The sequence below is a fragment of the Natrinema pellirubrum DSM 15624 genome (assembly GCF_000230735.2).
Lineage (GTDB): Archaea > Halobacteriota > Halobacteria > Halobacteriales > Natrialbaceae > Natrinema > Natrinema pellirubrum.
Genome location: NC_019962.1, coordinates 2,164,693 through 2,178,888 on the forward strand (window position 1 = coordinate 2,164,693; position 14,196 = coordinate 2,178,888).

Genomic DNA, 14,196 nt, shown 5'->3' on the forward strand with positions numbered 1-14,196 from the left:
CCGGGCGAACCGAGCCGTCCGAACCCGTGACTGTCAGCAGAAGAACTAATATGGGACGAACCCGAACCGCCCGGGTAATGGCAGTGGTCGGTGAACGACAGGCCGGCTGCGACGGCTGTGGCCGGACGGTCGCGCTCGAGGATCTCACGACAGTGACGATGCCGGACGGCGAACGGGTGGCGTGCTGTCCGGAGTGTGAGCCACACGCCAGGGCAGCCGCCCGAAAGGGCGCGTCGCTCGATCAGCGGCGGGCCGCCTGTGACGGGTGTACCGGCACGTTCCTCGCGACCGAACTCGAGGACGTCGTGCTGTCGGACGGCACCGTGTTGACCTGCTGTCCGTCGTGTGCGGCCGAGGCCCCCGGTCCCGATGCTGGGGCCGAAGGAGATGGCCCGGCAACCGACGGGAACGCCGACGCGACCGATACCGGCGACACCGACGAGCGAACCCGATGCACACAGTGCCGGGAGTGGGTCGACGAGGAGCGGTTCCGCGTGACCACGATCGACGAGCGGACCGAACAGCTATGTTCGGACTGCAAAGCCGATGCCGAGGAGCGCGGCATCGTCGCCGACGTCGCCATGCGAAAGACCGAGGCCCGCGACGTATTGGGCCTCGAGCGGGCCGTCAGCGACGAGCGGCTCCGAGAGGCGTTTCACGAGCAGGTCAAACGCGCCCACCCCGACCGCAAGAGCGGCAGCGAGTCGGCGTTCAAACTCGTTCGGGACGCCTACGACCGGCTTCGGGACGAGGACTGAGACGCTGGCACGTTCTCACGACCCATGAAGCCGATCGTCGCCGGCTCGAAGTAGTACGTGATCCCACAGTCCGCACACGAGGCCGTCAGGAACTTGCCGTGTGCATGGAGCTTCCAGAGCTTGGACTGATCGTGTTCGAGTTCGAGCGTGACCGGCCCCCTGCAGTCGGGGATCGTACACGGGAACCGGATATACCAGTTCGGAACCGACAGCGCGCCCAGCGGCGCGAGTTCGCTTCGGAGCCGACACAGCAGGTTGAAGATCGTCGCGGAGAGATCACCGCGATCGATCGTCACGCCGTCGACGTCGCTGACGAACCCTCGCCGGTCGATCCCCTCGTCGAACAGCGGCAGTACGGGAATCCCCTTGGCCACCGCGTAGCCGATTTCCTGATTGATCCACTCGTCGTCGGCCGCTCCCTCGGTCAGTACCGCGACGACGAGGTCGCTGTTGGCGAGTCGTCCCTCGAGTCGCGTTCGCGAGCGGCCGGATTCAACCTCCTCGTGTGCAATGTGGACGCCGAAGGGGAAGTTCTTGACCGTCGAGAACAGGTCCTGCACGAGGTCGAGATCGTCGGGCGCGTGGGAGACGTACACCTGCTCGCCGGTCATGGAATCGTCTACGACAAGGACTGGCGCGAACCATTATTAATCTATCTCCGGGACGTATTTAATCGGTGTCACGTCCGCTCGGCCGGTCCCGGACCGTCCCGAGGACCAACCCCGAGAACTCCACCTGCGAGAGGTCGTCCCCGAGCCGGTCGAACCACTCGCGCTCGACGTGCCAGCGCCCCCGGACCGCCCCGTCGGTCGCGAACGAGGTCACCTCGAGACGACCGGGCGTCCACGACCGCTCCTCGCCGATCGACAGCAGCGTCCGCAGGACGGCCCCGACCTCGTCGCGCGTGACCGCGGGCGCGTCGGACACGGCCTCGTACTCGAGGACGACCCCGACGCCGTCGTCGGGGGTCGTGGCCTCGCCCTCGCCGTCCAGCCACTCGAACGACGTCACGTAGTAGCCGTGGCTCATCAGTCGGTTCTCGAGCGCGACCGAGACCGGATGCGTCGCCGTCTCCGTCCCACCGTCGGACGCGGAGTTGTTGTCACTCATACACACACCTTCGAGCGACAGGGAGAAAAGTGGGACGGCGGGTGACTTACAGTGGCGCGACGAGATCCTCGAGGGCAGCCTTCGGGTCGTCGGCTTTCGCGACGCCGCTTGCCAGCAAGACCCCGCCGGCACCGAGATCGCCCGCGGCGACGACGTCGTCGCCCGTACTGATGCCGGCCCCACAGAGGACCGACACGTCGGGGTCGACGTCGGCCGCAGCCGCGACCGCGTCCTCGACGACGTCCGGATCGGCCTGGCTGACCGGCGTCCCCGTTCCGATGAGTTCGGGGGGCTCGACGGCGACGGCGTCGGGACCGAGCGCCGCTGCGGCACCGATCTGGGCCGGATTGTTCGCACAGACGATCGTCTCGAGGTCGGCCCGCTGGGCCGCACGGACCGTCCCGTCGATGTCGGCCAGTTTCAGTCGCCGCTCGGAGTGGTTGATCAGCGTCCCGACCGCGCCCGCGTCGGCGACGTGTTCCGCGAGGGCGTGGCCGGTGTTGCTCCCGTGATCGATCGGATCGACGTGCTGGGCCCACGTCTCGGCTCCGGTCTCGGCGACCCGTTCGATGTGGGTCGCCGCGGGTGCGACCGCCAAGCGTGCGTCGGTCGTTTCGTCGACGTCGCGGACGGCTTCCGCAACCGCGACCGGATCACACGGATACGTCTTCAGGTTGACGAGGACGAACATATCCGCAACCCCACCCGCACGAAAGAAATAGCTTGCGAGTCGGCGGTACGGGAACCGAGGGCGGACCGGACGTCGCCGTTAGTCCTTGCGCTTGACGACGTCGCCGAGCGTGTAACTGCCGGTCGAGGAGCCGCCGGACCACTCCGAGTCCTCGCCGGACGCCCCTTCGGCGTTCAGGTTGATCTCGAGGAAGCTCTCGAGTTCGGACTGCACTCGGTCGCTCGGGAGGGTATCGCCGCGTTCGATCTTGCGGATCAGGCTCGCCTTCTCGTTGAGTTCGTTCGCGAGTTCGGACTGGCTGAGACCCTTGCTCTCGCGGGCGTTGCGAACCCGGTCGTCGTAGTCGGTCGCCAACTCGTCCATGTCGTCGAACATGTCCGAGCGGCGCTGGCTCGAGCCACCGGAACTCGACGAACTCGTGGAGCCGGACGACTGGCCGCCCCCGCTCGAGGACGACGAACTCGAGCCGGTCGAGTACTTCGTCGACGAACTCGAACTCGAGGGCTGTTTGACCTCGGTACCGAAGTCCGTACAGTCGGAACACACGTCTAGCTTCGCGCCCTCGACTTTGATCGTCTTCGGGGACGATGTCTCGGCCCCACACATCTCACACTGAACCATGTCCGTTCCTATATCGTGATCAGGGATAAAGCATGCGGCGCGCTCCCGCCCGTCAAAAAGGGCGGAAGCGGGCCACAGCGGCGCTCACTCGAGGGCTTGCCAGGAGTAATAGAAGCGCTGGAGTGCGGTCAGGTGGCCGACGACCGCGAGGAAGACCAACAGGAGCCCAACGAGCGTGAACCCGCCGACGATCGGCCCCGTGATCGGATAGGCCAGAAAGCCGACGATCCCGATGATCGCCAGCCGGTCGGCGCGCCCGACGAGCCCGCCGTAGACCCGATCGAGGCCGACGGCCTGTGCCTGCGTGCCGAGATACGAGGTCATCACGACGCCGGTCACGGCCGCGAAGCCGAGCAGGTAGTCCTCGACGCCCGCGGCCAACCCTGCGATGACGACGATGTCGGCGTAGCGATCGAGGACGTGATCCAGCAGGTCGCCGCCCGCCGACGCGACCTCCTGTTCGCGCGCGAGCGCGCCGTCGACGATGTCGAGCCAGCCATTGAGAAAGACCAGCGCGGCGGCCACGGCGTACCAGACCGGGTCCTCGAGCCCGCCCAGTGCGAACGCGACCGCGGCGAGGATCGCCATCCCGAAGGCGACGACGCTCACGCCGTTTGGCGTCATACCGACGCGGTCAAAGCCCTTGACGAAGGGGTCGAGAAACCGCGAGACGTACGGCCGGAACTTGTCGAGCGTCATGTCAGGTACCCGATGAAGTCGACCTCGCCGGCGCTTGGCTCGCACTCGCCCGCAACGACCGCCTCGAGTGCTGCCGCAACCTCGTCCGGATCGCGATCGGTCGTGTCGACCTCGTAGACCGACTCGAGGCCGTGTTCCTCGACGGCCTCCGAGAGGATCACGTCCAGCGCCTCGCTCTCGGCGTTCTCCTCGGCCTTCGCGGCGGTCTCGCCGCGCTCGAGCAGGCGTTCCTCGAGCGTCTCGGGGTGACACCGCAGGACGACCACGCGGTCGGCGTCGAAGTGATGCGCGAGGTGGGACTCGACAACGGCGTCGTCCCGGCCGGCGAGCCACTCGGAGAGGGCCTCGAGGTCCGCGACCTTGCTCTCGCGGTCGGCATCAACCTCGGTGTAGAGCCCTTCCGCTTCGAGGACGCGGTTGAGATGGATCACCTCGAGATCGGGGGCCGATTCGCCGTCGGCGTCCGTCGCCGCGTTCGGAGCGGCCTCCTCGTCAGCCAGCCGCGACTCGAGCAGTTCCGTCGCGGTCGTCTTCCCGGTGCCGGGCGTGCCGGTGACGGCGACTCTCATGTGTCGGCGACCTCCGTATCCGACTCGTCCGCCGGGGACGATTCGACGTCGAGGTCGGCGAGGACCTCGTTGAGCGTTGCGACGGCCCGTTCCGTTTCGTCTTCGGTTCCGCAGGTGATGCGGACACAGCCAGGGAGACCGAAACTCGAGCAGTCACGAACGATGACGCCGCGTTCCTGCATCTCGGCGGCGACGGCCGAAGCGTCGCCGACGTCGACGAGGACGAAGTTGCCCTGGCTCTCCCAAACGTGGGCGTCGATGTCGTCGCGCATGTACGCGCGGGATTCGCGGGTTGTTTCGACGGTCCGGACGACGTGTTCCTCGTCGTCGATGGCCGCGAGCCCGGCCCGACAGGCGAGTTCGCTCGCCGCGAAGGGCGTGTTCACGCGGGCGTAGGCGTCGGCCCACTCGTCGGGCACGACGGCGTAGCCGAGGCGAACGCCGGCCAGTCCGTAGGCCTTCGAGAACGTCCGGAGGACCGCGACGTCGTCGCGGGCCTCGAACTCGTCCCAGCCGTCCAGCAACGCGATGGCGCTTTCCTCGTCGGCGAACTCGCCGTAGGCCTCGTCGACGGCGATCAGGGTTTCCTCGTCGGTCTCGTCTGCGAGGCGTTCGATCTCCGCGAGGGGCATCGTCGAGCCCGTCGGGTTGTGGGGGCTCGTGACCCAGATCACGCGCTCGCCGTCGTAAGCCTCGAGGACGGTGTCGGCGTCCTGCGTGAAGTCGTCGGCTTTCGAGAGAGCGTACTCACGGACGCCGCCGTGGTGAAATCGGGCACTCATCCCGTAGTAGGCGAAGCCGGGCGTGGGAACGAGGACGTCGTCGTCCGGGTTCAGCGTCGTCCGGTGGAGGTAGTCTATCGCCCCGTCGCCGCCGTTTGCCAGCCAAACCTGGTCGTCGGTGACGTTCCAGCGGCCGGCGACGGCGGTCGTGAGATCGGCGTGGGCGGCTTTGGGGTAGGAACTCACGCTCGAGGCCGTTTCCCGGATGGCGACGGCGGCGGCCGGTGAGGGGCCGTGGGGGTTCTCGTTCGAGGCGAGTTTGATGAACTCGGAGGGGTCCCGGTCGAGATCGCGGGCGACCTCCTCGATGCCTCGACCCGCCTCGTAAGCGACGTGATCGGACAGGTCGCGCGGTTGCATACGGGAATCCTGTCGGTCGTGGGTCTTAAGGGTGCTTACCTGTCTTCGGGACGGGAGATCGCCGGTGATCGTCGCGGTCCGGAACGCTCGGGTCCGAATCCTGCGGCCCCGCCGACGACACGCCCGCTCGGCGACGGCTCAGTTCGGGAGTGCGCGGAGACCGTGGAAGTCACAGACAGGTGCGCCGCGAATACGTCAGCGAACGCTACATTCCGGCTGAGTCGTCGGTCACTCCGATTCGAACGCCCACGTCCCTTCCCGCGAGTGAATGGAGAGATCGTGATCCTCGAACGACGCGCTCGCCTGATCGTGGACCTGAACCATGTTGAACTCCTCTCGAGACACCGAATCGTTATGACAGCCCTCCCCGTCGTCGTCCCGTCCGTCGATCCATTCCTCGCTACAAACGCCGACCGTGTAGACGATGGTGTCGTAGGTTCGATCGAAGTCGTCGTGTAAGTCGTCGGAAGCGACCGGTTCTCGGGGCGTGTCGAAGCGGTCCTCCCACTCGGGATCGAGATATCCCAGCTCCGGTTCGCCACCCGGCGGGGAACTCAGCTGGACGGACATGATGGGATCGTTTCCCCAGCCGTCAGCCGCAGCGTACCACCCCTCGATCGACTTCAGTTGCACGTATCCACTGACAGCACCGAGAGACGACAGACAGCCGGCTCCGAGACCGCCCGTCACGGCACCGACAGTACGCAGAAACGTTCGTCTGGAGGGCATAGGTCGCCGATCCGCGTATGACTGCATAAAAATAACTAGTTCTTCTATATATCCGTTCCAAGTGGGTCGCCGTGACTCGTCGACCCGGCCCTCGAGACCGAGGGCGATGCGTCGATTCTACCCCGACTCGTCACGCCTGCAGGCGCTGTAAGCGCTCGAGCGAGTCCGCGCCCTCGGGGTCCTTGTCGTACCGCACGCCCAGAAACCGCGGGAACCGAAGCGCATAGCCCGACGAGTAAGTCGGCGAGGACTGGATCTCCTCGTAGCCGACCTCGAAGACGACCGCGGGCTCGAGGTCGACTTCCTGTCCCGCCTCGGCGACGATGTGGGGCTCGAGCAGGTCGGTCAGCTCTTCTAATTTCTCGTCGGTGATCCCGGTTGCGACTTTGCCGACGGTCTCGAACTCGTCACCCGCGCGCACGGCGAGTTCGAAGGTCCCGAGGAAGGTCGCGCGTCGGCCCTCGCCCCACTCGGCACCGGTGACGACGCAGTCGATGGTCTCCACGTCCGGCTTGCGCTTGCGCCAGTGTTTCCCCCGTCGGCCCGGCGAGTAGGTCGATTCGGGATCCTTGAGCATGATCCCCTCGTGGCCGGCCTCGAGCGCGTCGGCGTCGATCGACTCGATCTCGTCGGGATCGTCGGTGGTCCAGAGCAGGGAGAGGCCCTCGATGTCCTCGTCCGCGACCGCGTCGCCCGCATCGCCATCGGCACCGGAATCGACCAGCACCGACCGGAGCCGGTCGTGGCGGGTCGTCAGCGGGTCCGCGAGCAGGTCCTCGCCGTCGGCGTGCAGACAGTCGAAGAAGACGGGGCGCACCGAGACGTTCTCGCGGGCCTTCGCGACATCGTGCTTCCGGCGGAACCGCTTGAGAACTTCTTGGAACGGCAGCGGCGAGCCGTCGTCGTCGACGGCGACGACCTCGCCGTCGAGGATGGCGGGGGCCTCGAGGGTTTCCGCGGCGAACTCGACGACCTCGGGAAGGGCGTCGGTGACGTCCTCCATGTTCCGCGAGAAGACGCGGGTCTCGACCGTCGAGCCGTCGCCGTCGTCCATGCCCGCGGGGTCGTGGTGCAACTGAATCCGCGCCCCGTCGTACTTCCACTCGACCGCGGCCGTCCCCCACTCCTCGAGCGCGTCGGTCACGGTCCCGGCTTGTGCGAGCATCGCCTGGACGGGGCGGCCGACCGCGAGGTCCATGGTGTCGAGCCCCACAACGCCCTCGTCTCGTGCGATTCGGGCGACCCGTCCGTAGTCGTTCGACACCTGTAGGGCGCGTTCGACGCGGTCCTCGGGGACCTCGAAGGCCGCGGCGATGGCATCTCGGACCGTCCCCTCGCCGACGCCGATGCGCATCTCCGAGAGGACGAGTCGGGCGAGATAGCGCGCCTCCTCGCTCGAGGCGCGGTTGAACAGGCCAAAGAGGAGGTCGACCTTCCGGTCGTGGCTGCCCGATCCCTCGGCGGCGGCCAGTTCAGTGAGAGTGTCGGCGACCTCGCGGACGGTGAGATCGTCACCGGTTCCGCCGTCGCCATCCGTGAACGCGCCGAGGCCCTGCTGGCCGCCGAACTCGTAGCTGGCCGCCACGTCGCCGATCTCGCCCACGTCGGCGAGTCGGTCCTCGACGTCGTCGCTACTGACGTTTTGCCCCGCCGCGCGGGCGATCGCCTCGTAACACGCGCTCGGGCCGATGTCGAGCGTCGTCGAGTCCCAGGCGGGGAACACCCGCCCCTGGACGAACCGCGCGACGACCTCGATCTCGTCGTCGGCCGCCGCGAGCAGGTCCCTGACGTGGGCGACGATCTCGAGGTCGGCGGGTTCGGCGTCGATCGTCCCGGCGCGGTCGGCGAACGTGGCGAACTCCATCGGCGGTGTGTATCGCCGGGGGGAGTAAAACGGTTCTGAGACCGGACGGTTCGGATCGGGCCCACGACGGAACCGATGGCCGCCTTTCAAGGCGATCGGGTACGCACTCGGTGGTATGTCCGAGGAGGAACTCGCCGCACGGGTCGCGGACGTCCTGTCGGTCGACGCCGACGACTTCCGCCGGTCGGCCGAAGCGGACGCCGAGGTGATCAAAGAGGGCGTCGAGGAGGGAGTCTTCGACAACCCGCAGGCGATCGTCGGCCTCGAGTACGAGTTCTACGCGGTCAAGGCCGACGATTGCGCTCTGCGGCGGGTTCCGCGCCGGCTGCTCGAGCTGATCGGCTTCGAGAAGGAGTTAGGGCTGCACAACGCCGAGATGACGACGAGCCCGCAGCCGCTGAACGCCGACGGGCTGACCGCCCAAGAGGCGGAAGTCAAGGCCCGCCTGCGGACGGCACTGAACGTGACCCAGTCCGAACGGATGCGACTGGTCAGCGACGCGCTCTGGACGCTCCCGCCAGAGGGCGAGGACGCGGCGACCTATCTCACCGACAGCGTCGAGCGGACGACGACGGACGACGATGGAACCGAACGCGCGGTCCGAGTCGCGACGAACATGAGCGACTCGGCCCGGTATCACGCGATGGCGAACACGGACCGAGCCGAAGCTGCGGGGATGCGAATCGAAGCGCCCCACGTCTCGCTGCAGGGCGACACCGTCATGCCCGAGAGCCTGATCACGTCGATCCAGCCCCACTATCAGGTGTCCCACGCCCCGGACCTCCCCGAGTACTTCAACTACGCGCTGCGGGTCGCGGGCCCGCTGCTCGCGCTGGGAGTCAACTCGCCCTTTTTCCCGGCCGATCTCTACGACGACGACGCGAGCCCCGAGGCGATCCTCCGGGACGGCTGGATGGAATACCGTATCAGCGTCTTCGAGACCGTCCTCAACGATCCGACGACGGGCGAGGGGAAGGTCCGCTTCCCGCGCGATCTCGCGTCCGTCGACGAGGCGATCGATCGGATCGCCGCCGACGACACCATGGTCCCGATGCCGGTCGAGCCCGGCGAACGCTTCGACGACCAGTTCCCCCACTTCAGCCGGAAACACGGCACCTACTGGCGGTGGATCCGCCCGGTCTTCGGCGGTCCGACGCGCTCGGCGGCCAACGCCCGCATCGAGTTCCGCCCCATTCCCGCCCAGCCGACGGTCCGCGACTCGGTCGCGTTCCTCGCGGCCTTCGCCGGCCTGATGGAGAGTCTGACCCGACTCGAACATCCCGTCGTCGAACTCGACTGGCAGTTCGCCCGGGAGAACTTCTACGCCGCCATGACCGACGGGCTCGAGGCGGATCTCACCTGGATCACGAACGACGGGAAGGAAACGTCGGACAGCCTCGCACTCTACGAGGACCTGCTGGCCCACGCCGAGGACGGGCTGACCAACCGCGGGCTGAGCGAGGAAGACGCCGCCAAGTACCTCTACCCGCTCCGGCGACGCGTCCGACAGGGCGTGACGCCAGCCAGTTGGAAGCGCGAGCAGGTCGAGACCGCGCTCGCGGACGGAGCCGACCTCGAGGCGGCGATCGAGGCGATGCAGCAGACGTACGTCGCCCGCCAGTCGGAGACGTTACTCGAGGGGAGCTTCGCGGACTGGATCGGCGAATAGCGACTCAGAACGCGGTGGTCGCGGACGAAAAAGGGTTACCGGGCCGGTTCGACGTTCTGGTTCAGTCGGAACAGGTTCTCCGGATCGTACTCGGCCTTGATCTCGGCCAGCCGGTCCCCATTTCGCCCGTAAGCGAGGTCCTCCTCGCCCGTCGCCTCGCTGATAAAGTTCGCGTAGACGCCGCCGGTCGCGTGCGGTGCCATCGCGTCGAAGAACGCCCGCGACCAGGCGATGCACTCGTCGTCCATGGCGGGATCCTCCCACCGCGTGTGGACGTTCATGGCGTATTCGGCGTCCCGATGGGGGTACGCCGTGGCGTCCGAGGGGACACGTGCCATCGCGCCGCCGAGTTGCGCGAAGAAGATCTCGGACAGCGCCGACGGAAGGTCGGCTGCGTACTCGACCGCGGTATCGATGGCGTCGTCCGAGAGTTCACTGAAGTTGTGTGACTTCCAGTAGTTCCGGGACCCCTCGGTGAGTAGCGGATCGAACGCCTGCTGGAAGGCCGCGTACTGGTGGGGGCCGACAGCATCTGCGATCGGGTCTCCGTACTCACGGAGCGGAGCCAAGACCTCCGCTCCCTCCACCATGTCTCCGGCGTAGAACGTCACGACGAGGACGACGCCGACGCCGTGGACGTCTTCGGGGAGGAACGGCAGGGGCGGTGCCTTCCGGAGGACGACCCAGACGGCGGCTTCCTCCGGTGCGTCCTCGTTGAAATCCCGGACGTGCCGGATGACGTCCCGTGCGTCTTCGCCCGCGTAGACGATCGGTCCCGAGAGGATCTCGGGGCCGACTTCGTGGAGGTCGAACTCGAAGGAGGTAACGACGCCGAAGTTGCCGCCACCGCCCCGAATCCCCCAGAAGAGATCCGCGTTTTCCGTCTCGCTCGCGTGACGCAGTTCGCCGTCGGCAGTGACGATGTCCACGGACCGCAGGTTATCCACCGTCATTCCGTACCTGCGAGTCAACCAGCCGAAGCCGCCGCCGAGCGTGAGCCCCGCGATCCCGGTCGTCGAATTGATTCCGGTCGGTGTCGCCAGCCCGAACGCCTGTGCCTCGTGGTCGAAGTCGCCGAGGGTCGCCCCGGGCTCGACGCGGGCAGTCTGTGCCCCCGGATCGATACGAACCGACTGCATCGCCGAGAGGTCGAGCATCAGCCCGTCGTCACAGACCGCGTTCCCCGCGATGTTGTGCCCGGCACCGCGAACCGCGAGAACCATCTCCTGTTCGCGGGCGAACTCCACCGCCACGATCACGTCCGCGACGCCCCTCGAACGAGCGATGAGTGCCGGCCGCTTGTCGATCATTCCGTTCCAGATCGTTCGGGTTTCGTCGTAGTCCGGATCCCCGGGACGGAGCAACTCGCCGTGAAGCCCCTCGCGGAATCCGTCTATTGCACCGTCGTCTACGGGTGTGGTCATCACTGCCATCGTCCTTCGGTCTCTATACGCCTCGCTCGGAGATATAGCTGCACATAATTAATAATTAAGATAGGTCCGAGGGCGGGAGAGACTCGAGGACAGGCGTGTCGGGGCGTATCCGACGAACAAGCCTGTCACGGAGTGGGGTGAGTACGCGTAGTACCCACAGCGAGCGGATCCGCTCGAACTGGCATTACCGAGATGGACCCATCCACGATCCCGCGCCGCAACCGCTACAACATATTCGGGAAAATATTCATATTATTGCCCTCAGTTCTCCCGATAAGGAGTTTAGGTAGACCTAAACATCTGGGGAGGACTCGCCGTCCCGATGAAAGACGGTGTCGTGAGCCGCGCCTGTGTTATTATTCCGTCTGTTCGTCCGGGAAGTATCGAAGGCCATATATACTTTTAGGCTGGCCTAAAAAATATGCGACAGACACGACGGACGTGGTTGAAGGGGAGCGGCGCCGCAATCGCGAGTCTCGCCCTCGCCGGCTGTTCCAGCGACGGCGACGAGGACGACGAGTCCACGGACGACGGTGGCCCGAGCGACGAGGAATCGGCGACCGTCGAGCCGGCCGAGCGAGCCGTCGCCGCCGAGTGGAACGCGATGCGGGCCCGCCTGTGGGACGCGCTCGCGGCGGGCGAAGCCGGGAAGACCGGAACGGGTGCCGCCATCGCCGGCGACACGTTCGAACGGTTCGAGACCGCAAGCGGCGAGTACAACGCCCACGAAGTCCTCGAGGAAACGGATCACGACCGCTACGAGGCGTTCGAGGAAGCCCTCGGCGAACTCCGGACGGAGGGCCTCGATCGCGGGGACATCGGCCGGGCACGCGAGGAAACCGTCATCGGCAGTGACGAACTCGGCCAGGCCCAAACGGCGCTCGTCGGCGAGGAGACGGCACAGGCGCTCGATCTCCAGTCGATCGGTACGTCGACGGCCGACGCCGTCGTCGCCGCCGAGGCCGGTGCCTTCGACGCCGCCGAAACGGTCGCGACCGACGCGCTCGAGCGGTTCGAGGAGGCCGCGGTCCACGACGCGATCGAGGAGGCCGACGGCGAGATCTACGAGCGGTTCGAGAGCGCCCTCGAGGCCGTCGCGGCGGCCGCGGGAGAAGAAGACCTCGAGGGCGTCCGCTCGAGCGCGACGGACACGCTCGCGGCGGCCAACGAGGGCGCGTACGCCCTCGCACCGTCCGAGTCGGCGGCGGGGGCCGGTCAGATCGCGACCTATCAGGCCCGTGGCTGGGACGCCGCGGCGCTTTCGGGACTGGGCGGGCCGTCGACGGCGTTCGCACACGCGGCCGCACTGACCGGCTATCGGGCACGGGCACACGACGCCGCCTGGCTCTTCGAGCGCGGACACGGAGACGCGGCAGGGCGAGTCGTCGAGAACGCCTTCGCCCACTTCGAGGGCGCTCGCGCACACGAGGCCCTCGAGGAAGCCAGCGAGGACGCCTACCACCGGTTCGAGGAGGACGGACTCGACGCGCTCGCGACGGCTATCGAAAACGACGACGCCGAAGCGGTCGCGAACGCTGTCAAAGCTGTCGATGACGGGGTCGTGACCGGGATCGAGGCGCTGGGAACCGGCGTCGAACCCGCTCTGCTCGAGGCGAACTTCTTCAGGGCCCGGCTCGGCGACGCCGTCGAGCGGTACCGACTCGGCGAGAGCGAGGTCGCCGCCGAAATCGCCAGCGGGCTGTTCGAGACCTTCGAAGCGAACGAGGCCGACTTCCACGAGACGCTCGAGGAGGCCGACCACGACCTCTACGAGACGTTCGAGGACGAACACCTGAACGGGCTGATCGATGCGTTCGAGAACGAGGACGACGCGGCCGTCGCCGACCACGCCGACGGCCTCGAGGCAACGCTGCTCGAGTTCGAAACGACGGCAGGGACGACCGCACAGGTCAGCGCCGTCGAGAGCGCCGCGATGGCGGCCCGGGCGTTCGACGCGGGCGTACTGGACGTCCTCGGTGCGGCGGATCGTGCGGAAACCGTGCTGCAAGAGATCTTCGAGGACTTCGAACGCGGTGCCGGCGGCTTCCACGAGGCGCTCGAGGAAGCCGACCACGATCGCTACGAATCGTTCGAAGCGGCCCTCGGTGATGCCCGCAACGCCGCCGCCGACGGCGGGGACGTGAGCGCGGCAGTCCGGGCGTTCAACGAGCAGGCGATCGAAGCGACCTATACCGTCGTCGCGGACGCGGGCGGCTCGTTCAGTGACGCCGCCGCGTCGCTCGCATCGGACGTGTTCGCGGCGTTCGAGGAAGCACGGGCCCACGAACTCCTCGAGGAGGCCGACCACGATATCTACGAGGGCTTCGAGGCGGCGCTCGAGGACTACATCGGTGCGCTCGAGGACGGTTCGGACGTCGAGGCGGCCGCCGAAACGTTCGCGACGGCGGCGCTGCGGGCACAGTTCGCGGTCGCCGGCGCGCCCGACGCCGCCCCGAGCGGCGACGGAACGGGCGACTCCGGCGAGGGGTCCGGTTCGGAGACCGACCTCGAGGGCGGGCCGAACGTCGTCGAAGGCGTTCCGAACGACGCCGACCACGTCGTCGATATGGAGGCCGTCGCGTTCGAACCGGAGACGCTCACCGTCGCGCAGGGCGACACCGTCGCCTGGAAACACGCGGCCGGCGAACCCCACTCCGTCACGGCCTACGAGGACCGGATTCCGGACGATGCCGACTACTGGGCCTCGGGTGGGTTCGATGGCGAGGACGCCGCCCGCGAGGGCTGGGAGAACGGCACGGGCGCAGTTCAGTCGGGCGAGTCCTACGTCCACACCTTTGAGACGACCGGCGAACACGAGTACGTCTGTATTCCTCACGAGAAGGCCGGGATGGTCGGGACCGTCGTCGTCGAGTAACCGATCGGATCGCGTCGATCCGACCACGTACACTCC

Annotated in this window: 13 protein-coding genes; 3 read left to right on the forward strand and 10 right to left on the reverse strand. The window is 67.2% G+C overall.

Annotation, left to right across the window (positions count from 1 at the left end; genetic code table 11):
- The first annotated feature begins 77 nt into the window (after positions 1–77).
- Entirely contained in the window at positions 78–758 is a 681-nt protein-coding gene (locus tag NATPE_RS10415; protein WP_006180499.1) for a J domain-containing protein, read from the forward strand.
- Here NATPE_RS10415 and NATPE_RS10420 read toward each other — a convergent pair.
- From NATPE_RS10420 to ligA, 9 genes are all read right to left on the reverse strand, one after another.
- Entirely contained in the window at positions 731–1,369 is a 639-nt protein-coding gene (locus tag NATPE_RS10420; RefSeq protein WP_006180498.1) for a toll/interleukin-1 receptor domain-containing protein, read from the reverse strand. The two genes, NATPE_RS10415 and NATPE_RS10420, sit on opposite strands and share 28 nt — an antisense overlap.
- A 58-nt stretch (positions 1,370–1,427) precedes the next feature.
- Positions 1,428–1,868 carry a hypothetical protein gene (locus tag NATPE_RS10425; RefSeq protein WP_006180497.1) on the reverse strand — a complete coding sequence of 147 codons (441 nt, stop codon included), beginning with the start codon at positions 1,866–1,868 and terminating at the stop codon, positions 1,428–1,430.
- Between the two features lie 46 nt (positions 1,869–1,914).
- A complete protein-coding gene (gene tpiA / locus NATPE_RS10430; RefSeq protein WP_006180496.1) occupies positions 1,915–2,559 on the reverse strand; it encodes a triose-phosphate isomerase in 645 nt (214 codons plus the stop codon).
- Positions 2,560–2,637: 78 nt separating this feature from the next.
- Positions 2,638–3,180 carry a multiprotein bridging factor aMBF1 gene (locus NATPE_RS21430; protein ID WP_015299030.1) on the reverse strand — a complete coding sequence of 181 codons (543 nt, stop codon included), beginning with the start codon at positions 3,178–3,180 and terminating at the stop codon, positions 2,638–2,640.
- Positions 3,181–3,264: 84 nt separating this feature from the next.
- A complete protein-coding gene (locus tag NATPE_RS10445; protein ID WP_006180493.1) occupies positions 3,265–3,879 on the reverse strand; it encodes a CDP-alcohol phosphatidyltransferase family protein in 615 nt (204 codons plus the stop codon).
- Complete coding sequence (locus NATPE_RS10450) at positions 3,876–4,448, reverse strand: adenylate kinase family protein (RefSeq protein ID WP_006180492.1); 573 nt, start codon at positions 4,446–4,448, stop codon at positions 3,876–3,878. The genes NATPE_RS10445 and NATPE_RS10450 overlap by 4 nt, the downstream gene beginning before the upstream one ends.
- Positions 4,445–5,590: a histidinol-phosphate transaminase gene (hisC, locus tag NATPE_RS10455; protein WP_006180491.1), complete on the reverse strand. Its 1,146-nt coding sequence runs from the start codon at positions 5,588–5,590 to the stop codon at positions 4,445–4,447. The genes NATPE_RS10450 and hisC overlap by 4 nt, the downstream gene beginning before the upstream one ends.
- 228 nt (positions 5,591–5,818) lie before the next feature.
- Positions 5,819–6,319 carry a hypothetical protein gene (locus tag NATPE_RS10460; protein WP_015299031.1) on the reverse strand — a complete coding sequence of 167 codons (501 nt, stop codon included), beginning with the start codon at positions 6,317–6,319 and terminating at the stop codon, positions 5,819–5,821.
- Positions 6,320–6,449: 130 nt separating this feature from the next.
- Positions 6,450–8,183 carry an ATP-dependent DNA ligase LigA gene (gene ligA, locus NATPE_RS10465; RefSeq protein ID WP_006180489.1) on the reverse strand — a complete coding sequence of 578 codons (1,734 nt, stop codon included), beginning with the start codon at positions 8,181–8,183 and terminating at the stop codon, positions 6,450–6,452.
- A 115-nt stretch (positions 8,184–8,298) separates the two neighbouring features.
- Here ligA and NATPE_RS10470 point away from each other — a divergent pair, with 115 nt between their 5' ends.
- Positions 8,299–9,852 carry a hypothetical protein gene (locus NATPE_RS10470; RefSeq protein ID WP_006180488.1) on the forward strand — a complete coding sequence of 518 codons (1,554 nt, stop codon included), beginning with the start codon at positions 8,299–8,301 and terminating at the stop codon, positions 9,850–9,852.
- 35 nt (positions 9,853–9,887) lie between these two features.
- Here the strand turns inward: NATPE_RS10470 and NATPE_RS10475 are convergent, their stop codons facing one another.
- Complete coding sequence (locus NATPE_RS10475) at positions 9,888–11,285, reverse strand: FAD-binding oxidoreductase (protein ID WP_015299032.1); 1,398 nt, start codon at positions 11,283–11,285, stop codon at positions 9,888–9,890.
- 421 nt (positions 11,286–11,706) lie between these two features.
- Between NATPE_RS10475 and NATPE_RS10480 the strand changes: the two genes are divergently transcribed.
- Positions 11,707–14,160, forward strand: coding sequence for a DUF5059 domain-containing protein (locus NATPE_RS10480; RefSeq protein ID WP_006180486.1), 2,454 nt, complete (start codon positions 11,707–11,709; stop codon positions 14,158–14,160).
- Positions 14,161–14,196: the final 36 nt, after the last annotated feature.

Bases quoted from the DNA above. Each gene is read 5' to 3' on its own strand.
- NATPE_RS10460 (WP_015299031.1), bottom strand. From the start codon at position 6,319: ATGCCCTCCAGACGAACGTTTCTGCGTACTGTCGGTGCCGTGACGGGC.
- NATPE_RS10450 (WP_006180492.1), bottom strand. From the start codon at position 4,448: ATGAGAGTCGCCGTCACCGGCACGCCCGGCACCGGGAAGACGACCGCG.
- NATPE_RS10420 (WP_006180498.1), bottom strand. From the start codon at position 1,369: ATGACCGGCGAGCAGGTGTACGTCTCCCACGCGCCCGACGATCTCGAC.
- tpiA (WP_006180496.1), bottom strand. From the start codon at position 2,559: ATGTTCGTCCTCGTCAACCTGAAGACGTATCCGTGTGATCCGGTCGCG.
- NATPE_RS10425 (WP_006180497.1), bottom strand. From the start codon at position 1,868: ATGAGTGACAACAACTCCGCGTCCGACGGTGGGACGGAGACGGCGACG.
- NATPE_RS21430 (WP_015299030.1), bottom strand. From the start codon at position 3,180: ATGGTTCAGTGTGAGATGTGTGGGGCCGAGACATCGTCCCCGAAGACG.
- NATPE_RS10415 (WP_006180499.1), top strand. From the start codon at position 78: ATGGCAGTGGTCGGTGAACGACAGGCCGGCTGCGACGGCTGTGGCCGG.
- ligA (WP_006180489.1), bottom strand. From the start codon at position 8,183: ATGGAGTTCGCCACGTTCGCCGACCGCGCCGGGACGATCGACGCCGAA.
- NATPE_RS10445 (WP_006180493.1), bottom strand. From the start codon at position 3,879: ATGACGCTCGACAAGTTCCGGCCGTACGTCTCGCGGTTTCTCGACCCC.
- NATPE_RS10470 (WP_006180488.1), top strand. From the start codon at position 8,299: ATGTCCGAGGAGGAACTCGCCGCACGGGTCGCGGACGTCCTGTCGGTC.
- hisC (WP_006180491.1), bottom strand. From the start codon at position 5,590: ATGCAACCGCGCGACCTGTCCGATCACGTCGCTTACGAGGCGGGTCGA.
- NATPE_RS10480 (WP_006180486.1), top strand. From the start codon at position 11,707: ATGCGACAGACACGACGGACGTGGTTGAAGGGGAGCGGCGCCGCAATC.
- NATPE_RS10475 (WP_015299032.1), bottom strand. From the start codon at position 11,285: ATGGCAGTGATGACCACACCCGTAGACGACGGTGCAATAGACGGATTC.